General features: G+C 65.8%; 20 protein-coding genes. 15 read left to right on the top strand and 5 right to left on the bottom strand.

The window, feature by feature from the left end; translation table 11 throughout:
* Nucleotides 1-11: 11 nt before the first annotated feature.
* The 4 genes from ACZ5KP_RS00110 (at nucleotide 12) to ACZ5KP_RS00125 (ending at nucleotide 4,433) form a co-directional block, all read left to right on the top strand.
* On the top strand, nucleotides 12-1,907 hold the full coding sequence (locus ACZ5KP_RS00110; protein WP_460918808.1) for an excinuclease ABC subunit C: 1,896 nt from the start codon (nucleotides 12-14) through the stop codon (nucleotides 1,905-1,907).
* A gap of 140 nt (nucleotides 1,908-2,047) precedes the next feature.
* The gene (gene larB, locus ACZ5KP_RS00115; RefSeq protein WP_460918809.1) at nucleotides 2,048-2,809 is read left to right on the top strand and encodes a nickel pincer cofactor biosynthesis protein LarB; all 762 of its coding nucleotides are present in this window, start codon (nucleotides 2,048-2,050) and stop codon (nucleotides 2,807-2,809) included.
* Nucleotides 2,810-2,915: 106 nt separating this feature from the next.
* A complete protein-coding gene (locus ACZ5KP_RS00120; RefSeq protein ID WP_460918810.1) occupies nucleotides 2,916-3,164 on the top strand; it encodes a GIY-YIG nuclease family protein in 249 nt (82 codons plus the stop codon).
* Nucleotides 3,165-3,266: 102 nt separating this feature from the next.
* The gene (locus tag ACZ5KP_RS00125) at nucleotides 3,267-4,433 is read left to right on the top strand and encodes an acyl-CoA dehydrogenase family protein (protein WP_460918811.1); all 1,167 of its coding nucleotides are present in this window, start codon (nucleotides 3,267-3,269) and stop codon (nucleotides 4,431-4,433) included.
* Between the two features lie 27 nt (nucleotides 4,434-4,460).
* Here ACZ5KP_RS00125 and ACZ5KP_RS00130 read toward each other — a convergent pair whose 3' ends face one another.
* A complete protein-coding gene (locus ACZ5KP_RS00130; protein ID WP_460918812.1) occupies nucleotides 4,461-4,739 on the bottom strand; it encodes a PadR family transcriptional regulator in 279 nt (92 codons plus the stop codon).
* Nucleotides 4,740-4,863: 124 nt separating this feature from the next.
* Between ACZ5KP_RS00130 and ACZ5KP_RS00135 the strand changes: the two genes are divergently transcribed.
* The 5 genes from ACZ5KP_RS00135 to ACZ5KP_RS00155 all read left to right on the top strand — a co-directional run bounded on the left by ACZ5KP_RS00135 (nucleotide 4,864) and on the right by ACZ5KP_RS00155 (nucleotide 9,383).
* Nucleotides 4,864-5,139, top strand: a complete 276-nt coding sequence (locus ACZ5KP_RS00135; protein ID WP_460918813.1) for a DUF7111 family protein — start codon at nucleotides 4,864-4,866, stop codon at nucleotides 5,137-5,139.
* A 142-nt stretch (nucleotides 5,140-5,281) separates the two neighbouring features.
* Nucleotides 5,282-6,727, top strand: coding sequence for a heme o synthase (locus ACZ5KP_RS00140; protein ID WP_460918814.1), 1,446 nt, complete (start codon nucleotides 5,282-5,284; stop codon nucleotides 6,725-6,727).
* A 19-nt stretch (nucleotides 6,728-6,746) separates the two neighbouring features.
* Entirely contained in the window at nucleotides 6,747-7,457 is a 711-nt protein-coding gene (locus tag ACZ5KP_RS00145) for a DUF7546 family protein (protein ID WP_460918815.1), read from the top strand.
* 190 nt (nucleotides 7,458-7,647) lie between these two features.
* Nucleotides 7,648-8,640: an ABC transporter ATP-binding protein gene (locus ACZ5KP_RS00150; protein WP_460918816.1), complete on the top strand. Its 993-nt coding sequence runs from the start codon at nucleotides 7,648-7,650 to the stop codon at nucleotides 8,638-8,640.
* Entirely contained in the window at nucleotides 8,637-9,383 is a 747-nt protein-coding gene (locus ACZ5KP_RS00155; protein ID WP_460918817.1) for an ABC transporter permease, read from the top strand. Before ACZ5KP_RS00150 ends, ACZ5KP_RS00155 begins: the two co-directional genes overlap by 4 nt.
* A gap of 203 nt (nucleotides 9,384-9,586) precedes the next feature.
* Here ACZ5KP_RS00155 and ACZ5KP_RS00160 read toward each other — a convergent pair whose 3' ends face one another.
* Nucleotides 9,587-10,786 (bottom strand): hypothetical protein, encoded by a 1,200-nt coding sequence (locus tag ACZ5KP_RS00160; RefSeq protein ID WP_460918818.1) that lies wholly within the window; start codon nucleotides 10,784-10,786, stop codon nucleotides 9,587-9,589.
* A gap of 354 nt (nucleotides 10,787-11,140) precedes the next feature.
* Here ACZ5KP_RS00160 and ACZ5KP_RS00165 point away from each other — a divergent pair, with 354 nt between their 5' ends.
* The 3 genes from ACZ5KP_RS00165 (at nucleotide 11,141) to ACZ5KP_RS00175 (ending at nucleotide 14,767) form a co-directional block, all read left to right on the top strand.
* Complete coding sequence (locus tag ACZ5KP_RS00165) at nucleotides 11,141-12,568, top strand: DUF7289 family protein (RefSeq protein WP_460918819.1); 1,428 nt, start codon at nucleotides 11,141-11,143, stop codon at nucleotides 12,566-12,568.
* 334 nt (nucleotides 12,569-12,902) lie between these two features.
* A complete protein-coding gene (locus tag ACZ5KP_RS00170) occupies nucleotides 12,903-13,346 on the top strand; it encodes a DUF7289 family protein (protein WP_460918820.1) in 444 nt (147 codons plus the stop codon).
* Nucleotides 13,334-14,767, top strand: coding sequence for a DUF7305 domain-containing protein (locus ACZ5KP_RS00175; RefSeq protein ID WP_460918821.1), 1,434 nt, complete (start codon nucleotides 13,334-13,336; stop codon nucleotides 14,765-14,767). The genes ACZ5KP_RS00170 and ACZ5KP_RS00175 overlap by 13 nt, the downstream gene beginning before the upstream one ends.
* A 58-nt stretch (nucleotides 14,768-14,825) precedes the next feature.
* Here the strand turns inward: ACZ5KP_RS00175 and cysS are convergent, their stop codons facing one another.
* Entirely contained in the window at nucleotides 14,826-16,304 is a 1,479-nt protein-coding gene (gene cysS, locus ACZ5KP_RS00180; RefSeq protein ID WP_460918822.1) for a cysteine--tRNA ligase, read from the bottom strand.
* Nucleotides 16,305-16,370: 66 nt separating this feature from the next.
* Nucleotides 16,371-16,826: a DUF7523 family protein gene (locus tag ACZ5KP_RS00185; protein WP_460918823.1), complete on the bottom strand. Its 456-nt coding sequence runs from the start codon at nucleotides 16,824-16,826 to the stop codon at nucleotides 16,371-16,373.
* 144 nt (nucleotides 16,827-16,970) lie between these two features.
* Here ACZ5KP_RS00185 and ACZ5KP_RS00190 point away from each other — a divergent pair, with 144 nt between their 5' ends.
* Both ACZ5KP_RS00190 and ACZ5KP_RS00195 read left to right on the top strand, forming a co-directional pair.
* Complete coding sequence (locus tag ACZ5KP_RS00190; protein WP_460918824.1) at nucleotides 16,971-17,324, top strand: helix-turn-helix domain-containing protein; 354 nt, start codon at nucleotides 16,971-16,973, stop codon at nucleotides 17,322-17,324.
* Entirely contained in the window at nucleotides 17,324-17,635 is a 312-nt protein-coding gene (locus ACZ5KP_RS00195; RefSeq protein ID WP_460918825.1) for a DUF7521 family protein, read from the top strand. The genes ACZ5KP_RS00190 and ACZ5KP_RS00195 overlap by 1 nt, the downstream gene beginning before the upstream one ends.
* Before the next feature lie 54 nt (nucleotides 17,636-17,689).
* On the opposite strand, the gene ACZ5KP_RS00200 is transcribed toward ACZ5KP_RS00195, so the two are convergent.
* Entirely contained in the window at nucleotides 17,690-18,868 is a 1,179-nt protein-coding gene (locus ACZ5KP_RS00200) for a LolA family protein (RefSeq protein WP_460918826.1), read from the bottom strand.
* A 287-nt stretch (nucleotides 18,869-19,155) separates the two neighbouring features.
* Between ACZ5KP_RS00200 and ACZ5KP_RS00205 the strand changes: the two genes are divergently transcribed.
* A complete protein-coding gene (locus tag ACZ5KP_RS00205; RefSeq protein ID WP_460918827.1) occupies nucleotides 19,156-20,034 on the top strand; it encodes a CbiX/SirB N-terminal domain-containing protein in 879 nt (292 codons plus the stop codon).
* The last annotated feature ends 48 nt before the right edge of the window (nucleotides 20,035-20,082 follow it).

The raw sequence follows: 20,082 nt of genomic DNA on the forward strand, positions 1-20,082 counted from the left end.
AGCGCTCTCCGATGGACGCCACCGCGGTCCGCGAGCTGGCAAACGATCTCCCCAGGGAGCCCGGCGTCTACCAGTTCCGCGCGACCGAGCAGGAGGCGAGCGCTGACGCTGACGATCGGACTTCCGGCGTGGATTCGGCAGAAGGCGTCGATGCAGATGGAAATGGAGATGCAGATACAGATGGAGATGCGGGCGTTCGCCGCACCGGGACCGAGCGCGTGCTCTACGTCGGGAAGGCCGTCGACCTCCGGGATCGCGTCCGCTCCTACGCCGACCCTCGCGGCACGCGGATTGCGCGCATGGTCGAGAACGCCGATACCGTCGAAGTCGCGGTCACCGACACCGAAACCCAGGCGCTGCTCCTCGAGGCGAACCTGATCAAGCGCCACCAGCCGCGGTACAACGTCCGGCTGACCGACGACAAATCCTACCCGCTGGTCCAGTTCACGGACCACGAGGTACCGCGGATCGAGATCACGCGCGATCCGGACGAGGGCGCGACCGTCTACGGGCCGTTCACAGATCGCGGCGAGCTCGAGACGATCGTCAAGGCGATCCGGGAGCTGTACGGGCTCCGCGGCTGCTCCGATCACAAGTACAGCGGTCGCGATCGTCCGTGTCTCGACTACGAGATCGGCCTCTGCTCCGCGCCGTGCACCGGCGAGATTTCTCCCGAAGCCTACGCCGAGGACGTGCTCGCAGCGAAGCGGTTCTTCGAGGGCGAGACGGGCGCGCTCGCCGATCCACTCCGCCAGCGGATGGGTGCAGCCGCACAGGAGCAGGCGTTCGAGCGCGCGGCGTCGTTCCGTGATCGGCTCGAGACCGTCGAGGCGTTCCACGGTGCCGGCGAGGACGTCGTCTCGGCAGCTGGCAGCCAGGAGGGTGATCGAGGCGTCCGCACGCACGTGCTCGGGGCTGCCGTCGAGGGTCGAGAGCCGACCGTTGCAGTGCTCGAAAGCGAGGGTGGCAAGCTCGTCGACCGTCATCGTCCGCCGCTCGCAGTCCCGGAGTCTGCACGGGAGGACCCAGCATCGCTGCTCGCCGCGTTCATTCCGCAGTACTACGCCGACCGCAGACTGCCGAACGTCCTCCTGCTCCCGGAAGAGCCCGCCGACGCGGAGGTCCGCGCCTGGCTTGAGGATCGCGACGTCGACGTCCGGGTGCCAGGGGCAGGACGTGAAGCCCGACTCGTCGATCTCGCGCTGAAGAACGTTCGGCGCGCAGGACCCGGTCGAGACCCCTGTCTCGCGCTGGCGGACGCGCTGGGACTCGATTCCGCCGAGCGGGTCGAGGGGTTCGACGTGAGCCACGCCGGGGGAAAGGCGACCGTCGGTAGCAACGTCCTCGCCGTCGACGGCGCGGAGCGCACCGACGGCTACCGTCGGAAGAAGCTCCCCGAGGGCAACGACGATCCGGGCAGCATGCACGAACTGCTCCGCTGGCGCGCCGCACGCGCGGTCGAGGGACGGGACGACCGCCCCGACCCCGACCTCTTGCTAATCGACGGCGGGACCGATCAGCTCGAAGCTGCCCGGAGCGCGATCGAGGCTGTCGGCTGGGACGTCCCGCTCGTCGCGATCGCCAAAGGTGAGATCGGCGACCGCGACGCCAGCGGCGATCGAATCCTGGGCCCCGACGGCCGGATCGACGTGCCCGAGGAGGCGCTCCGGCTCTGCCAGCGCGTCCGGGACGAGGCCCACCGGTTCGCGGTCCAGTACCACCAGACGGTTCGCGACGACATCTCTACTGCCCTCGACGAGATCGATGGGGTGGGGCCGACGACGCGGGATGCGCTGCTCGCACGCTTCGGCAGCATCGAGTCCATCCGGGAGGCCTCCAGGGACGAACTCGAGGACGTCGAGGGAGTCGGCTCGACGACGGCAACCACGCTCGTCGAGCGGCTCTGAGATTCTGCAGTTCCGAGATACCGCAGCTCTGTGATGCTGCAGTTCTGTGATCCCGTGGATCGTCGCGACAGCCGCGACGTATCGTGTACCGGGGCTCCGGGAGCGAACCGCACTTAGCCCCCGGGGACCACGGTCCGTCCATGCGCGATATTCTGGATGCGGTCGCCGCGGGCGATCTCTCACCTGCCGAAGCCGAGGCCGAGCTCGCCGGCTACGCGTCCGTCGACGCCGGGCGGTTCGACGCAGCGCGCGAGCGCCGCCGGGGCGTCCCGGAGGCGATCCTCTCGGACGGGAAGACGATCGCCGAGATCGCCGAACTCGCCGAAACGGCGGTGGCGACGACCGGGCGAGCGATCGTCACGCGGGCGGATCCTGACGCGGCGAACGCGGTCGTGAAAGCGCTCGACGAGTCCGCACCCGAGGCGACGATCCGCTGGGACGAGCGAGCACGGACCGTCGTCGCGCACGCCCCCGATTTCGAGCCGCCACGCGTCGACGCGACCGTCGGCATCGTGACCGGCGGGACGTCGGACGCGGAAGCAGCGGGCGAGGCCGCCACGATCGCTGGCGAGATGGGCGCTCGCGTCGATCGCGTGGAGGACGTGGGCGTCGCGGGGATCGCCCGCGTGATCGACCGCGTCGAGCGGCTTCGCGAGGCGGACGTGCTGATCGTGGCCGCGGGTCGGGAGGGTGCGTTGCCCACGGTCGTCGCGGGACTCGTCGACGTTCCGGTGATCGGGCTGCCCGTCTCCAGCGGGTACGGCTTCGGGGGCGAGGGAGAGGCCGCGATCGTGGGGATGCTCCAGTCCTGCACCGTGCTCTCGGTCGTGAACGTCGACGCGGGGTTCGTCGCGGGCGCGCAGGCAGGACTGATCGCGCGAGCGATCGCATCGGCACGGTGACCTCTGCGTTCGACGGAGCCCGATCGAATCGTTGCTGAACCTGGACGCAATCGGCGCATGGCGATCGAATCGAAAGTTTCCTTCTCCAGAGCCCCTCTCTGCTGGTGTGGCCGGACACTACGTCTACGTGCTTCGCTGTGCGGACGATAGCCTCTACACCGGCTATACGACGGATCCGGAGCGACGCGTGGCCGAGCACGACGACGGCGAGGGCGCGAAGTACACGCGGAGTCGCACGCCCGTCGAACTCGTTCACGTCGAGGAGTGTGCGTCCCGCTCCGACGCGCTCTCCCGGGAACACGAGATCAAATCGCTGTCGAAGCGGGCGAAGGAGCGCCTCGTGAGCGAGGACTGACGGTATCTCCGCGGCTCCAGGCACGGTAGCGCTTCGCCAGTTCCTGGTACAGTAGCTCTCCGCGGGGCAGACACTGAAGGCCCCCTCCGTGCAAGGGAGACTATGGACTTCAGTCTCAGCCAGGAGCAACGTCAGATCCGGGACGCCGTCGCGGAGTTCGTCGACGAGGAGGTCGTTCCGCAGGCCGCCGAAATCGACGAGACCGACGAGTTCCCCGCCGATCTCGTCGAGCAGATCGGTGAGCTGGGGATCATGGGTGCGCCGTTCCCGGAGGAGTACGGCGGCTCCGGACTCGACTACCACTCCTACGCCATCGCGCTCGAGGAGATCTCACGGGGCAGCGGCGGGCTGGGGACGATCGTCGCCGCACACGTCTCGCTGGCCGGGAACATGCTCTACGAGTTCGGCAACGAGGAGCAGAAGCAGGAGTTCCTGACGCCGCTCGCGGAGGGAAGCGACATCGGTGCGTTCGCACTCTCCGAACCCGGTGCTGGGAGCGACGTTCCGGCGATGGAGACGGAGGCCAAGTACGAGGCGGGTGGGACCGGCGACGGGGACGCCGGGGAGTACGTGCTGAACGGTGGAAAGCTCTGGATTTCGAACGGCTCCGTCGCGGACACCGTCGTCGTCTTCGCGAAGACGGATCCGGAGGCTGGTAATAAGGGAATTTCCTCCTTCGTCGTCCGCCCGGACGAGGACGAGGGGTTCCACGTCGAGGGGACGGAGGACAAGCTCGGCGACAAGGGCTGTCCGACCGCGGAGCTGCGCTTCGACGACCTTCGGATCCCCGAGGACCGACAGCTCGGCGAGGAGGGCGAGGGGTTCGTCCAGGCGCTCAAGACGCTCAACGGCGGACGGATCACGATTGCGGCCCGCGGAGTCGGCATCGCCCGTGCCGCACTCGACGCCGCGAGCGAGTACGCCACCGAACGCGAGCAGTTCGATCAGCCCATCGGCGAGTTCCAGGCGATCAAACACAAGATCGCGGACATGGACACCAAGGTCCAGGCCGCGAAGCTCCTGATGCACCGGGCCGCTGACCGGAAGATACGCGGCGAGAGCTACGTGAAGGAGGCCGCGCAGGCCAAACTCTACGCCTCCGAGATCTCACGGGAGGTCGCCAACGAGGGGATCCAGATCCACGGCGGCTACGGCTACGTGAAGGACTTCCCCGCCGAGCGGTTCTACCGCGACGCGAAGCTCAACGAGATTTACGAGGGGACGAGCGAGGTCCTCCGCAACACGATCGGCGAGCGCGTGATGGAGTGACCTGCGTCTGGCGCCGGTAGCGACCGATCACGCTTCGAGGTGGTCGCGCATCCACTCGAACTGGTTTTCGACCATCGACCGGCCAGCGTCGGTCAGTGCGTACGCGTCGTGAATCCCCTCCTCGTGGACGGCGACGTGGCCGGTGTCGACGAGCGATTCCAGCGCGCCGTAGAACGTCGAGGGCTCGATCCGCTCGTCGTAATGCTCCGCGATCCGCGATTTGAGCTGCTGGCCGTGAAGGTCGCTCTCTCCCGCGAGCACGATGCAGACGTCGCGGCGGAGCCCGCTCTGGAGCCACTTGGTCATGCCCGTACTCCGAGCGGTGGCGACAGGATTCTTGCGGTCCGTGACTGCGACTATATCGACGGTGACGCCGGACCGATCCGCCGAAACCGACAGCTACGAGGGACCGCCCCGCGGAGTTGACCCAATGACCGATGCCTCCGTGACGGAATCGGGAATCACGGCGAGCTACCGGGAGACCGACAGCGAGCGGATCCTCTCGTTCGATCGGGACGGCACGACAGCCGCGATCGCGCAGAATCTGGAGGGGTACGCGATGCTCAAAGTACGACCGACGACGAACGGCGACGAGCTCGAGCGGTACTACGGCTTCGACATGGCGCTCGATCACGCGGCGGAGCTACTCGGCGTCCAGCCACGCGAACTGCCCGTCCCGGATCCTGCTGAAGACATGGGAATGTGAGACGAGGATTCGTCCCGTCGACCGATCGCTGCCGCCGCAGTTGTGGGGGTTCACTCGCCGGTGCGTGGCGGTTCGGTGGCCGCCGACGTATGGTCGAAGCGCGGGGACTAAATACGCGCAGGCGAAGGTTTCACCAGTACCCGTGACCGCCGAGCCCGACGCCGAGGACGCGCACTCGTTTACGACGCTGCTCGCCGTGACGGCGATCGGTGCCTACCTCCTCGTGATTCTCGGCGCCACCAACGCCGTCGCCGAAGCTGCCTCGACGTGTACGACGTGGCCCGTCTGTGAGGGTGCACTCGGCGCGCTCGAGAAGCCCCAGCTCGCGATCGCGATCGGCCACCGCGTCGCCGCACTCGTCGTCGGCGTCCTCGTGCTCGCGGCCACGGTCTTCGCATTCCGGCGCTCGACTCGTCGCCGGGTTCGCATCGCACTCGCCGTCGCGCTGGCGTTGTACCCTGTCCAGATCGGACTGGGGGCGCTCGCTGCGACCTCCGGCGGCGCGACCGGATGGCTGGGCACCCTCCACCTCGGCCTCGGACTCACCATCTTCGCGAGCGTGCTCGTAGCGCTCGCGTGGTCGCTGGACGCCAGGACCGCGAGTGCTGAAGATCGAGAACCGATGGAGGCGCCCGAGCCAGTTACCGCGACCGACGAATCGCTCGCACGCGACGTTCCCGACGGTGGCGTCGCTCGGGCCAAGCTCGTCGCGCTCGCGTACTTCAGGATGACCAAGCCACGCCTCATGTGGCTCCTCTGTCTCGTCGCGGCCGCGGGCATGGCGCTCGCTGCCGGGCCCGCGGTCTCGCCTCGATCGTTCGGGCTGACGATGCTCGGCGGCGTGCTCGCGATCGGGGCGAGCGGCACGTTCAACAACGTCCTCGAGCGGGACGTCGACCGGCGCATGAACCGAACCGCAGATCGGCCCCTCGCCGTCGACCTCGTCCCCGTCGAGAACGCGATCCTCTTCGGGCTGGCCCTGGCAGCCGCGTCACTCGCCGCGTTCCTCGCGATCAACCGACTGGCCGCCGTCCTCGGGCTGGTCGCGATCGCCTACTACAGCGTGATCTACACTGTCGTTCTCAAACCCAACACGGTTCAGAACACCGTCATCGGCGGTGGCGCCGGAGCGCTTCCCGCGCTCATCGGCTGGGCTGCCGTCACCAACGAGATCGGGATCCCCGCACTCGCGCTCGCCGGGGTCATCTTCCTCTGGACGCCGGCGCACTTCTACAACCTCGCGCTTGCCTACAAGGAGGACTACGCTCGCGGTGGGTTCCCGATGCTTCCCGTCGTCCGTGGCGAGGCGACCGCTCGCAGGCACGTGCTCTGGTATCTCGGTGCGACCCTCGCCGCTGCGGCAGTACTGGGCACGGTCTCCTCGCTCGGGCCGGTGTTCGCCGTGACGAGCGTCGTCGCCGGTGGGGCCTTCCTCTGGGCTGCGATCCGACTCCACCACGAACAGACGGAGGCCGCCGCCCTGCGTTCGTTCCACGCCTCGAACGCCTACCTGGGGCTGGTCCTCCTCGCGATTATCGTCGACGCAGTCGTGTTGAACGCCGGTGCGCTCGACGCGATCGCACTCTAACCGTCGACGCTTCACTCCCATGTCCAACGCCGCCTCGAACCTCGATTTCCGCGTTCCGCGCCCCCAGCGGAGCACCGTCGTCTGGGGCCTCGTGCTGGTCAACGTCGAGGCGCTGTTCGTCCTCACCTATCTGGCAATCACCGGCAGATCGCCCGACCTCGCCTTCCTCCTGTTCCCGTTCGTCTGGATCAACGTTGGGCTGTGGGCGCTCGTTCGGACGGATCCGCCGCCGGCGCCGACCCGACGCAAGTACGTCGCCGGAGCCCTCGCGATCTGTTACTTCGTCGCGCTTGGTTTCCTGAGCAACATGTTTGCGCCGGGCGCGGCGTTCGGGAGCAATACGCCCGCGCTGGGCTTCGACTTCGTGATGTACGGCCCACAGCCACCGGGCTGGTCGCCCCACATTCTGTACAACGGGGAGCTGATCCACGTCTCGCTCATGCCGCCGTACGTCGTCGGCTTCGCTGCGCTCACCTACCTCGTGTACTCGACGCTCCTCGACGCTGCGAGCCTTGCGACGGTCGGGCTCGTCGGGCTCTTCTCCTGTGTCAGCTGTACGATGCCGCTCGTCGCGGCCGTCGTCACCGGTGCCGTTGGGGCATCGAGCGGCACGCTCCTGACGGCCGTCGCGCCGATCGCGTACGAGGGCGGGATGGTGCTCTACGTCGTGACCGTCGCGTTGCTCTACTGGCGGCCGGTCGTTCGGACGGGATCGTCGTCCTCCGGGTAGCCGTCGATCGCAGTCCAGCCGTCGACGCTGGATCGTCGATCGAGTGACCGCCCGCGCTGTTGGTCGAGCCAGGCTCCTACACAGCGAGAGGAAGAGGGCAGGAGGTGGTTCGAATCGCCAGGTTGGGCTCACCCGACTCGGTCGCGTCCAACCCGGAACGCCCTTCCCGGTCCCACGCCCACGCACGACCATGAGTTCGGTGCTCGTCGCCGACGACGTCCGGAAGACGTACGGCGACACCGTCGCGCTCGACGACGTCTCCCTGACGGTCGAAGCGGGCGAGGTGCTGGCGCTCGTCGGTCCGAACGGCGCGGGCAAGACGACGCTGGTGCGCTCGCTCACGGGCACAGTGACGCCGGACGCGGGAACCGTGGAGGTCCTGGGCGCGGCACCCGAAGCCGTGAACCGCGACCAGCTCGGGGTGCTTCCCCAGTCGTTTTCGCCGCCGGATCGACTGACTGCCCGGGAACTACTCCACTACTACGCGGGGCTCTACGACGACGCTCGCGATCCCGACGCGTTGCTCGACTCGGTCGGCGTGGCCGACGCCGCCGCGACGCGCTACGAAAACCTCTCCGGTGGCCAGCAGCGTCGCGTCTGTCTGGGCTCCGCGCTGGTGAACGACCCGCGAGTACTGCTCCTCGACGAGCCGACGACGGGGATCGATCCCGCTGGCCGGCGGACCGTTCGCGAGCAGATCGGATCGCTCGCGGCGAGCGGTGCGACGATTCTCGTCACCACCCACGACATGGACGAGGCCGAACGCATCGCCGACCGCGTCGCACTGCTGGCCGACGGACGGATTCGAGCGACCGGGACGCCCTCGGAACTGATCGAGGAGCACGGTGGCCCGCCGCGCGTGATCGTCGAGATCGACGAGGCGGAGGCTGGCGACGGATCCGAACGCGTCGAGTCCGCAGTGGCGGTGCTCCGCGATCGCGGCTTCGACGCCGAGTCCGCGGACGGCGGCTCCGTCGTCGTGCCCGACGTTCGTCCGGAAGCCATCGAATCGATCGTCGGTGCGCTGTCCGCTGCGGGCGTCTCTTACGACGGCCTGGAGTGGCGCCGTCCGGAGCTCGAAGACGCCTACCTCGCCATCGCTGGCGACGACGTGTCAGTCGATGCCGTACGCTCTCGGGAATCCGCTGGAACGGCGCTCCGTAGCGGAGGTGAGGAGGCGTGAGTCGGTTCGGCCGGCTCCGCTCGGAGTTCGGTGTCGCCTGGCGATCCTTCCTCCGTCGGCGGACGGCGGTGTTCTTCACCTTCCTGTTCCCGACGATCCTCGTCGTGATCTTCGGCGCGCTGGTCCGGACCGATCCGGGCAGCGGCGGCCTGTTCGCCGAGTCGCCGGCCTACTACGTGCCGGGCTACGTCGCGGTCGTCGTCCTGTTCACGCCGCTCTCGCGGATGTCCAGCGAGATCGCTCGGCACCGGGAAGGCAACCGATTCGAGAAACTGGCGACGACGCCGCTCCGTCGCTGGGAGTGGCTCGCGGCCCACGTGGCCGTCAACCTCGCGATCGTCGGGATCGCCGCGGCGCTGATCCTCGGCCTCGTCGTCGCGCTCACCGGAGCGCCACTCGGCGAGCTCTGGGCGCTCCCGTTGTTCGTCGCTCCGGGCATCGTCGCGTTCTGTGGCGTCGGGACGATCCTGGGCCGCGTCACCGATTCGCGGGACGGTGCAGTGGCAGCGAGTAACACCATCGGACTGCCGCTACTGTTCCTCTCGAACACCTTCGTCGCGCCCTCACAGCTCCCGGGATGGTTCCAGCCCGTCGTGAACCTCTCGCCGCTGACGTACTTCGCACGTGGTGCACGCGACGCGATGTACGGCGGCGGCCACCCGTGGCTGGATCTGGGGGTGCTCGTGGCCTTCGCGATCCTCGCGTTCGTCGTCGGCGCCATCGCGATTCCGGAGACGGATTGAACTCGGCTGGGGTGCCACAGCCTCGGCGATCTCCTCCCGGCGTGTTCGTTCGCTCCCTCTTCGCTCCCTCTTCGATCCCTCTTCCGCTCCTTCTCTCGCGTCTTCTGCTTCGGCTTCGTCTCTCTTTCAGTCTCTCCTACAGTTCCTCGCTCCCGCTTTTCTTCTCCCTCTCCGTACGATCGCCGACCGACGATCGACGCCGGCTACCAGTCGCCCTGGTACATGACGCGCAGCCCCGTGGCCTCGGCAAGCTCCTCGATCGCCGTCTTGGCGAGCGCCGGATCGTCGAGTGACCGGACTGCGACCGCGTCCCCAGCCGCGTTCTCCAGCGTCGTCCAGTCGGCGGATTCCGCGCTCTTCGCGAGCACCGTCGTTCCACTCGAGAGCTGCCAGGGTAGGGTGAGACTTGCCCCGAGATCGTGGTTTTCGAGGAGATACCGGACTGCCCCGACGACCGTGCCGCCCGGTGACTGCGTGCCGACGGCTCCAACCGAGCTCGCGCCACCGAAGAACCGAACCACGTACTCGCTCCCGTCTGCCCGGACGACGGACTTCTGGGTCGAGTCTGGTTCGGCAGATGTACCCAGCTGGTCGCTGGTCGTCGGAGTCGAATCCTCGTCGTCGTTTTCCGGCTCTTCCGATCCAGTGGGCTCTCTCTGCTCTCCCTGCTCTCCCCGTTCTAACTGCTCTACTTGCTCACCCGACGCTTCCGGTCCTACCGACTCTTTCGGCTCGGCCGGCTCCTGCTCGATGGAATCGGCCGACTCGTCGTCCGGGCCGAGCCGTTCGCGGAGCGCGTCGATCGCTCGCGTGCTCTCCTCGAGAACCGCGGCTTCGAACTCCTTGCCAGTGACCGACACGAGCTCCTCGCTCACGGCGTCGACGAGCGCCGCACGCTCTTCGTCGAGCCGTCGTGCTGCCCGTCGCCGATCCGCCCGAGAAGAAGTAGCAGTCTCCGCCAGGACGGATCGGTGGAACCGGCCCAGTGCGTCGGCGTGATTGGCGAGCGCCGTGAAGGGGAGCGATCGGCGGTGGATCTCGCCGTTATCCTTGAGGAGCAGGACGATCGTTCGTCCATCGGTGACCACGCCCCTGGGAGCGTGGCTCTCCGAGAGCGCTGCCTCGAACCGTGAGAGGACGTCGTCCGTCGGAATCGATCCCGGTGACACAGTTCGTACCGCCACCGACGGTCGCGATTCGATCTGCAGGAGGTACTCGACGGTCTGTCCGGAGAGGTCCGTTTCGGGGACGACCTCCGGGCCACGTACGTCCCAGCCGAGAATTTCGAGCAACGGTTCGACCGCACGGAGCTGGACGGCGCGTTCGGAGTCGAGGGATCCGTCGCCAACCCTGCGTTCGACGGCGTCGGCGAGTTCGGCGAGCGAGGCGAGTGGATCCGACATTCAGTTCGCTCCTACGGTACGGCGCTGGTAAAACCTCTGCCCGCACCTCCCCCGCGTTCCGGAGACCGACTGTCGTACGCGATGGCGCCGTTGGCAGGTGAGATCGCGATCGGCGCCCTGCGCGAACGGACTCCGGACCTCGCGGAAAATTGTGACCTCGATAGAACGGCGAATTTGAGGCTTCCTACATATTCGTTGTGGCCAAAACGGGTGCCGGCGCTGGAAATTATCACGCAATTCGATGTATTATCAAGTAATTTTCAGCGATTATGTCGGTAATTCCGATCAACCATCTCGGTATATATCTGCAACTATATAATAGATATATGACACTGTGGGTCGATCCGTATTCGTATGAACTCCCGGGGACTGACGCCAGTACTCGGTCTCGTGTTGCTCGTCGGGATCACTGCCGTGGCCTCGATGGCGCTGTTTCTGGTCGGTCTCTCGCTCGCCGACGCCACGCAGTCCTCAGCCGAGCACGAACAGGCCGAGCAGTCGATGGCCCAGCTTGCGGTATCGGGTGACGTCATCGCTGCCGGCGAGAGCAACCACGCCGAATTCGACATCATGGGGACGGACTCGGGGACGGTCCGTGCGATCAGTGACACGGGAACGTTGAGCATTACAGTGACGAACAGGACGAACGACGAGCAACTGCTGACGATGGAGCGGTCGCTCGGTGCCATCGTCTACGAGGCATCCGACGGCACCGAGATCGCGTATCAGGGCGGTGGCGTCTGGCGGAAGGGGCCGAGCGGAGCGTCGTCGCTCGTCCGGTCGCCGGAGTTCCACTACCGTGCGACCCCGGCTCCGACGATCACGTTCCCGATCGTGACTGTAAACAGCGATTTCTCGACGTCGGGCGACACCACGGGAACGCTGGTACAGACCAGCTCGAACGACCTCTATCCCGATCGCCCCGATCACTACAACCCGCTGCAGGACGGCAGCGTGTTGATCCAGATCGAGAGCGAGTACTGTGAGGGCTGGGAGGAGTACTTCCGGAGTCGAACGGAGGGCTCCGCGGCTGAGGACTGTGACGACGGCGAGAAAGGGGTCCTCGAGATCCAGTTCAGCGTTCCCTTCGAACTCGACGGTATCGAGGGCGGCGTTATGCTCGGTGACGGGAACGGTAACCCCGAAGACTTCGACGGCATCGACGACCCGGACGAGTTCGGCGACTCTGACAGTGCTCCCAGTGCGACGCCGATGGTCGAAGCGAAGCTGGAAGAGGCGAAATCGAGTGGGAACGTCCTTCCCGACGACGGCGTCATCGACGAGCCCGGACTCTACTACGACGACGGGAACCTCTCGAGTGGGTCGATCGAGTTCAATACCAGTGCTGGCGACATCGAGATCGCGTCCGATCAGTATCCCGTCTTTGACGGCAGCGTCACGATCACCGGCGACAACAACGTCACGGTCTACAGTAGGAAGAACCTCGTTTCGAAGGGTGGCGGTGACGCGTTCATCGGAACCCCGGCCAAATCTTCACAGCTTCGCGTCTTCGTTCACTCGGACGTCGACCAAGTCGGTCACAAGGGTCAAAATACGGATTTCCACGGACTGCTGTACGCGCCGAACTCCCAGGTGTTGCTCTTCAGAGGGAACAACAACGCGAGCGGCGCGCTGGTCGCCGAATCGGCCGACATCGGGAACACCAAGTTCGATATCGATCCCGAACTGGTCGACTTCGAGTTCTTCGAGACGATCGGCGACGCACCGTTCTACTACCTCCACCTGTCCGAAACGACGATCGAGGTCGAGGATGTTTCGTGAGGCGATTGACTATGGTGGTCTCGCTCGCAACCCGGCGAGTTTCGTTCGTGAGGGTAAACGACACATTTGTTTTGAAAAAACGTTATATTCGAAATATGGTGGAGATTGGTTTACTCTAGCACGGAAGAACGGCGACCATCTGGCTTCGCCGTCGGGCAGGAATTAATATATGAAATTGGTGGCCGTTAATTTGTAATTTGTGGGTATCCGGTGGATTTCTAATCGGTGTTCCTATTATAACAATAATACCATGACGCTCGTTGTAAGCATAGTTCGTATGGCTTCTGGAATCTGTGGTTAAATATATTAGTTTCTAACTCCTGAAGATGGTAGCATGGAAGAGAGGGGGGCTGCTCCAGTTGTTGGAGTGGTACTACTGATCGGTCTCGTGGTGGCAGGTGGAATTTCACTGTTTGCGGTCGGCTCGGTTGCGCTGGACTCCGTCCAGAGCGACGTGCAGGTCGACCAGGCAGAGAGTGCGATGGTACAGTACGCCGATTCCGTACAGAACGGCCAGTCGACGTCGCTGTCGCTGCCGGACGCGGGCACGACCGAAGTCTCGTCGGACTCGACGATCCGGATCGAGGTTGGATCCGACGAGGTCGTGGACACGGAACTCGGGACGGTCATCTACCAGGAAGACGGCTCCCAACGCGTCTTCGAAGGCGGTGCAGTGTTCAGTAAAGACACTGGCCAGCCCTCGATCGTCTCGCAGCACCGATTTCTTACCAGTACGACGCAGAGGAGCAACACCAGACGCTCACGATGGACGTGGTGACAGTCGACGGAACCGCCGGCGATCTCGTGGCCGGGAGTGCGTTCGAGGACTCTTCGTCCGGAGAGTCCATCGTCAGTGGCGGCTACAACGAGACGGTGCGGATCACGATTCAGAGCGAATACGCGCAGGGCTGGGCGACGTACTTCGAAGAGAGCACGAACGCCCTCGTCGACTTCGACGCCAGCTCGAACACGGTCACCGCGACGCTGCCGGTCGTGCAGCCGGTTGCCGTCGAGAACAGTTTCACCGTCGACGGTAGTATCGGCCTCGGTGGCGGCGTCGGCGTCTCCAGCTACGATTCCAGAACCGCAGTCAACCAGGGCAGCGTCGGTATCGGCCAATACAAAGAACTCGCTGGCGGGGACGTGGTCTCGACCGGTGGGTTCGACGGGAGCGGCTCTGCGCAGGTCGACGGAAACCTCTACGTCGACGACGACTTCACCTTTGATGGTGGCACCGACGTCTCCGGCGACATCTACGCCACTGGCGACGTGACGATCGAGACGTCGACGCCGATCGACTCGCGAATCGTTGCCGGCGGCGACGTCATCATCGCCAACGGCGGCGTCAACTTCGAACACAGCGCCGTCGTTCGCGCGGGCGGTGACCTCAAGCAGCAGAGCTACGCGGAGTACGACGGCACGATTCACGTCGGCGGCAACGTCGTCGGGAACGGGAACTCCGCGGGTTACGACGGCTCGACGGAGTTCCTGGCTGGAGGAACCGTGTCGCTCGGGTCGAATCCCGAAGCGAGTGGTGTGTCGATCACCGAGAACGCCGCGGATCCGCTGTTGACCGAGCTCGACCGGATCGACGACATGGTCGCGTCGATCCCCAAGCCCGCGGAGCGCGTGAGTGACGCACAGACGAAGTACGCCGAGGCACCGACGATCGATCTCGGTGGCAACAACGCCGACGACGAAGTCACCGCTGGCAACTACCGGGTCACGGGCGATCTCACCTACGGCGGCAGCCCGTCGATCACGTTCGACACGACCGGCGGAGAGATCAACCTCCTCGTCCAGGGCGACGTCGAAGCGCCGAACCTCGACGCGGAAGTCATCGGCAACAATCAGGTGAACCTCTACGTTACCGGCAACTTCGAAACCACTGGCGATCCAGAGTGGTCCAACCCCAACGGTGCAGGCAATCGACTCATCGTCTACACTGCCTCCGAAACCGAGACGACAGAGGTGCGGTCCTCCAGTGGGTTCTACGGCGTCATCTTCTCCGAATCCGACCTGAACCTGGGTGGCGGGACGTCCGTCTACGGCGCGATCGTGATGAACGGGAGCGACGTCAACGGCGGACAGAACGTCTACTTCGACGAGGCACTGACCGGCACCGACCTCAGTAACGACAACACGGGCCCGCAGAACGCGAAGAAGACCTACCTGCACATCAACCGAGTGTCCGTCTGACCGACAGAGCTCTCCTTCGCACTCGGTTTTCGCGATTCTTCCGATTCGATCCGACCTGCTACAACCGGAAGGTCGGCCCGTCGTCCGTGTCCTGCACCTCGACCCCGATCGCTTCCAGTTCGTCCCGTAGCTCGTCTGCCCGTTCGTAGTTTCCGGCCTCGCGTTCTCGCTCGCGGAGCTCCAAGACGAGCTCGGCCAGGTCTTCGCTCAGGTGGACGTCGCTTCCCGGGCCGTCTCCCAGGGCCAGCCCCAGCACGTCGCCACCGAGGTCTTCGTAGGCCTCGATCGCGGAGCGGAGCCCACCGAAGTCCGCCTGGTCGTGACCGTCGAGATGCTCGTGGACCGCCGAGGTCAGCTCCAGCACCGCCGCGAGCGCCTCTCGGGTGTTCAGGTCGTCGTCCATCGCGGCTTCGAACGCTTCTCGCGCGTCCTCGACGGCGTCTCGGAAGCGGTCGTCGCAGACCTTGGTCCCTGCGTCGGGCGAGTCCGCGACGTCGACTGCCCGGTCGTAGCCCCGTTCGATCCGCTCGAACCGCTCGGCCGCTTCGGAGAGCGCTGCTTCGGAGTAGGTCTGTTTCTCCGAGTACGTCGCCGAGAGCAGGAACGTCCTGACCACGTCGGCGCCGAACTTCTCGATGGCTTCCTCGACGGTGTAGAAGTTACCGAGACTCGAGGACATCTTCTCCTCACCCGTCTCGAGCAGCCCCACGTGCAGCCAGTGGTTTGTGAACCGCTGGCCGGTCGCCGCCTCCGCCTGCGCGATCTCGTTCTCGTTGTGGGGGAAGACGAGGTCCTCGCCAGCGACGTGGACGTCGAACGTGTCCGCGAGGTGGGTCGTCGACATCGCCGAGCACTCGATGTGCCAGCCGGGTCGTCCCTCGCCCCACGGCGAATCCCAGGTCTCCGCCGTTTCACAGGCCTCGGCCGGATCCGCAGCGCCCTCGTGCTGGTGATCGACGATCTCTCCAGGCTCCACGCCGTCTGCTTTCCAGAGCGCGAAGTCTGACGGGTGACGCTTCTCCGCTCGTTCGTCCTCGGGGCCCTGTGCCTCCAGTTCGTCGATCTGCTGGCCAGAGAGCTTGCCGTAGTCCTCGAAGCTCGTGACGTCGAAGTAGACGGAGCCCGCCGACTCGTAGGCGTACCCCTTCTCCAGCAGCGTCTCGACCATCGCGATCACTTCGTCGACGTGTTCGGTGACGCGCGGATAGACCGTCGCGCGCTTGAGCCGGAGCGAGCGCATGTCGCGGAGGAACTCCCCGACGTAGTGGCGACCGACGTCCGCCTCGCTGTCGCCGACCTCGCCGACGCGAGCGAGGACTTTCTCGTTCACGTCGGTGAAGTTCTCGACGTGCCGAACGTCGTAGCCGGAGTACTCGAGCCAGCGGTGCAGGACGTCTGTGTGCAGCCAGACGCGTGCGTGGCCGAGGTGCGCCGGGTCCGACGTCGTCAGGCCACAGAGGTAGAGGGTGACGGTGTCCCCGACCGGCTCGAACTCCGTCGTCTCCCCGGAGAGGGTGTCGTGAAGCCGCAGGGTCATACCCGCCCGTTCAGCGGGACGGCGTTTCAACGCTCCGGTCTCCGCGACCGAGTGGAGCGAGGCACGTCAGGCGGTTTCCAGCGTGGCCTCTGCTGCTCGTAGTGCGTCGGCACCGGATCGATCCTCGACGGCGACCACGAGCGTCTCGCTCGCCAGGCTCGCAGCGCGTACGTCGATGTCCGCGGTTCGAAGCCGCCCGAGGATCGCTTCGAGTGCGAACTGGTCCACGTCGCCGGTCACCTCGATCGCCGTCGTCTCTCCGCCCGTCTCCACGTCGACGCCGCCTCCAGTCTCGTCGAGTGCCACGTTCCGGTGCAGCCGGACGCTCACGCGTCGATCCTCGGTCTGGGCCGGTTCGAGCTCGTCGGCAAACCGCCGGAGTGCGGTAGCGATCGACTCCTCGTCCCCGTCGACGTCGAGCGACCGCGCCGTGGCGCTGTAGTTGACGATTCCCGCACGAAGCGCGTCGTAGAGTGCCGGCTCCGCTCTGACGGCACGCCTGGTCTCCGCTGCGACCGACATACGACTGCGATCGAGCGCGACGGATCGAAAACCTTCCGACACGATCGGTGGGGTAGTGGACGAGGAGCGAATCGACGGTCGGCCGGTCGCGGAGTCTGGGACAGTCACAGGACCTTTATACTGCACCGGTCGCGAGTGGAGAGCGTGACCGGGGAGTGTGACGAGTCGGAGATCCTCGCCCTCCTCGACGACGAGTACGCACGGGCGATTCTGGGGGAAACGAGTGCCCAACCCATGTCAGCAACCGAACTCAGCGACCGGTGTGACGCGTCCCGGTCGACGATCTACAGGCGCATCGATCGACTCACCGACTGCGATCTCCTCGAAGAGCAGATGGAGTACGATCCGGAGGGCCACCACCGGAGCGTCTACGCCTCCCGCCTGGAGGAGGTCCGCGTCCGCTTCGAGGACGCGACGCCGGTACTGGAGATCGAACGAAGCGAGGCCGCATCGGAGGATCCCGCCGATCGCTTCACACGAATGTGGGAGGGGCTCTAATGTTCGGGATGACGCCGCTCCAGCTGGTGATCCTCGGCGCATCGCTCGTCGCGACGACGTTGGGCCTCGTGGTCGGCTATCAGGCCTACAGGGGGTTCCGACGCCACGATAGCGCGTCGATGCGCCAGCTCTCGGCGGGCCTGTTGCTCCTCACGGCAGGCTCCTACACGCTCGCGTTCGTCGGAACGCTGCTCCTCCGGGCAGGCTATCTCGACGCGTCACTCCAGGATCCGCTCACGCTCGTCGTCAGGACGCTCCAGGTCGTCGGGCTGGCACTCATCACGTACTCGCTCTACAACCGCCCCGACTGAGTCCGCGGACCGCTCTGGTGGGCAACCGACTCCTCCTCTCCCCGAATCGTCCGATCACGCACAGCCGACGGATTTCGCGACCGATTCGATCGGCGGGCCGTCCGACGCTCCCACGACCGAGTAGCTGTTGTCGTCGCAGATCCAGACGATTGCCTGGTTCGGCCCGACGGCGAGCCGACGTCCAGTTGCGTCTCCAATCTCCACGGGCTCTCCCTCCTCGGACAGGTTGACCTCGGTTCCCGACCGTTTGGTGACGGTGATCGAATCTGACTCCCCGGCGTAGACGATCGTCACGGACTGGCCGTCGACGGCCGGATTGACCTGCGCGTTCTCGAACTGGTAGCCCGACGGAACCGAGGGGTCGGGGACCGTCTGTTCCACGCCTTCCTCGAGTGACGCTCGACTGTCGAACTGTTGGAAGCTCCCGTTGAGTCCCTCGACGACGGTCGCCGTCGGTGGAGCGTCGAACTCGAACGTTCCAGCGTCGACGTCCCCGTTGATCGTGACGTTCGTGTAGGTCCTTGTCGTGACGGTCGTCTGGTTGCCGACCCGGATGGCGACCGTGGACTTGAGGGGAAGGTACCACTCCGTATCGATGTAGTAGGTCGCGTTCTCGATCAGACTCTTCTCGTCGGTCGATCGGAGTTCGACCACGCGGACCTCGCGTCCGTCCACGGTGTCAGTGCCGGCGTTCGACACCGAGACGTTGTCGCCGATCGGAAGCGTGACTGCGGGCTGACCGGAGCCGGAGCCTGGGCTCTTCGTCGGAACCGTCGGAGCAGGGGAGATCCCGATCGCCCCGTCGGCGTCCCCGTTCGCCTCGTCGTCCAGCCGTTCGAAAATCGAGCTCACCGTCTCGACCGTGTGATCGATCGGGCTCTGGTTGATCGACGGGCGATCGATGCGCTGGACAGTGTTGGAACTGGGCGTGTAGTACTGCATCGTCGACTCGTTCATCACCACGGTTATCCCCGCGGAGGGGCCGTCGACCACCGCCGAACGGTAGCGATGCTGGTCGAAGTTCCGGACGAGGTGGGTGCGGATCGTCGTCTGGTTGCCGTCGACGGTCGTCTCCGTGACGATGTCGGCTTCGAGCGTGTGCAATTCTGTGAGCTGCTCGCGAACCGCCGGTTCGTCGGGATAGGTCGTGTCCTGTGACGTGAACGTACAGCCCGCGAACGCCAGCGCGGCGAGGAGGACGAGCGCGAGGACCACGTGCCGGGCGTTTCTCACTGTTGTGGGTATCTCCGCGACGGAGAGACAATAAATGGTTATACCTCGCGTGCGCAACTGCACCGATCCGCCGGAGCGCCTCGCTGGCGGTTGGTTCGGGAAGTGATGGAGGGCCGATCGTTCAGGGGGCAGCAGTCGAACTGTCGTGCGCTCCCCATTTCAAACGGCAAACACTGTTGCAGGGCGTGCAACACGGCGTCCGGTCGGAACGGTGTCGAGACGGGGTCGGCGCTACAAGGCCGTCGCCGGACGAAGGGCTCAAACCTCGCCAACGCGTCCAATCGTCCATGCAGGCGCTCGTGATCGTCGCCCACGGCTCGCACCTCAACCCCGAATCGAGTGCGCCGACGTTCGCCCACGCGGACACGATTCGCGAGACCAGCGCCTTCGACGAGGTTCGAGAGGCCTTCTGGAAGGAGGAACCACACTTCCGAGAGGCGCTTCGAACCGTCGCCGCGGACGAGGTGTTCGTCGTTCCGCTGTTCATCAGTGAGGGGTACTTCACCGAGGAAGTGATCCCTCGCGAGCTCCGCCTCGACGGCTGGGACGTCACGGACTGGGACTCCGGCGACGGCGTCAGCGCGAGCCACGCCACCTACACAGCCGCCGACGTCGAGAAGCGAGTTCACTACGCCGGCCCTGCCGGTACCCACGACGCGATGTCCGACGTGATCGTCCGCCGTGCGGAGTCGGTGACCGGCGATTCCGACGTCGGCGACGGGTTCGGTCTGGCCGTCGTGGGCCACGGAACCAACCGCAACGAACACTCCGCCAGGGCGATCGAGTACCACGCGGATCGTATCCGGGAGCGCGGCCGCTTCGACGAGGTCCGGGCGCTGTTCATGGACGAGGAGCCGGAGGTCGACGACGTGACCGACTTCTTCGAGAGCGAGGACGTCGTCGTCGTCCCGCTGTTCGTTGCCGACGGCTACCACACGCAGGAGGACATCCCCGAGGACATGGGCTTGACCGAGGACTACCGGGAGGGCTGGGAGACGCCCGCCACCGTCGATGGACAGCGAATCTGGTACGCGGGGGCGGTCGGGACCGAGCCGCTGATGGCCGACGTGATCGTCGAGCGTGCGGCCGACGCCGGTGCCGACGTCGGCGACGCGATCGGACGGATCCGGGAGCAGACGCGCGTCGGTGGCCCCGCCGACGACTGAGCGCCGTCGACCTCGGCCGAATCAGTTCGCCCCCGATCGACCTGCACC

The sequence above is a fragment of the Salinarchaeum chitinilyticum genome, assembly GCF_055390775.1.

Bases quoted from the DNA above. Each gene is read 5' to 3' on its own strand.
- larB (WP_460918809.1), top strand. From the start codon at position 2,048: ATGCGCGATATTCTGGATGCGGTCGCCGCGGGCGATCTCTCACCTGCC.
- ACZ5KP_RS00165 (WP_460918819.1), top strand. From the start codon at position 11,141: ATGAACTCCCGGGGACTGACGCCAGTACTCGGTCTCGTGTTGCTCGTC.
- ACZ5KP_RS00175 (WP_460918821.1), top strand. From the start codon at position 13,334: ATGGACGTGGTGACAGTCGACGGAACCGCCGGCGATCTCGTGGCCGGG.
- ACZ5KP_RS00195 (WP_460918825.1), top strand. From the start codon at position 17,324: ATGTTCGGGATGACGCCGCTCCAGCTGGTGATCCTCGGCGCATCGCTC.
- ACZ5KP_RS00110 (WP_460918808.1), top strand. From the start codon at position 12: ATGGACGCCACCGCGGTCCGCGAGCTGGCAAACGATCTCCCCAGGGAG.
- ACZ5KP_RS00185 (WP_460918823.1), bottom strand. From the start codon at position 16,826: ATGTCGGTCGCAGCGGAGACCAGGCGTGCCGTCAGAGCGGAGCCGGCA.
- ACZ5KP_RS00145 (WP_460918815.1), top strand. From the start codon at position 6,747: ATGTCCAACGCCGCCTCGAACCTCGATTTCCGCGTTCCGCGCCCCCAG.
- ACZ5KP_RS00205 (WP_460918827.1), top strand. From the start codon at position 19,156: ATGCAGGCGCTCGTGATCGTCGCCCACGGCTCGCACCTCAACCCCGAA.
- ACZ5KP_RS00135 (WP_460918813.1), top strand. From the start codon at position 4,864: ATGACCGATGCCTCCGTGACGGAATCGGGAATCACGGCGAGCTACCGG.
- ACZ5KP_RS00125 (WP_460918811.1), top strand. From the start codon at position 3,267: ATGGACTTCAGTCTCAGCCAGGAGCAACGTCAGATCCGGGACGCCGTC.
- ACZ5KP_RS00160 (WP_460918818.1), bottom strand. From the start codon at position 10,786: ATGTCGGATCCACTCGCCTCGCTCGCCGAACTCGCCGACGCCGTCGAA.
- cysS (WP_460918822.1), bottom strand. From the start codon at position 16,304: ATGACCCTGCGGCTTCACGACACCCTCTCCGGGGAGACGACGGAGTTC.
- ACZ5KP_RS00170 (WP_460918820.1), top strand. From the start codon at position 12,903: ATGGAAGAGAGGGGGGCTGCTCCAGTTGTTGGAGTGGTACTACTGATC.
- ACZ5KP_RS00130 (WP_460918812.1), bottom strand. From the start codon at position 4,739: ATGACCAAGTGGCTCCAGAGCGGGCTCCGCCGCGACGTCTGCATCGTG.
- ACZ5KP_RS00150 (WP_460918816.1), top strand. From the start codon at position 7,648: ATGAGTTCGGTGCTCGTCGCCGACGACGTCCGGAAGACGTACGGCGAC.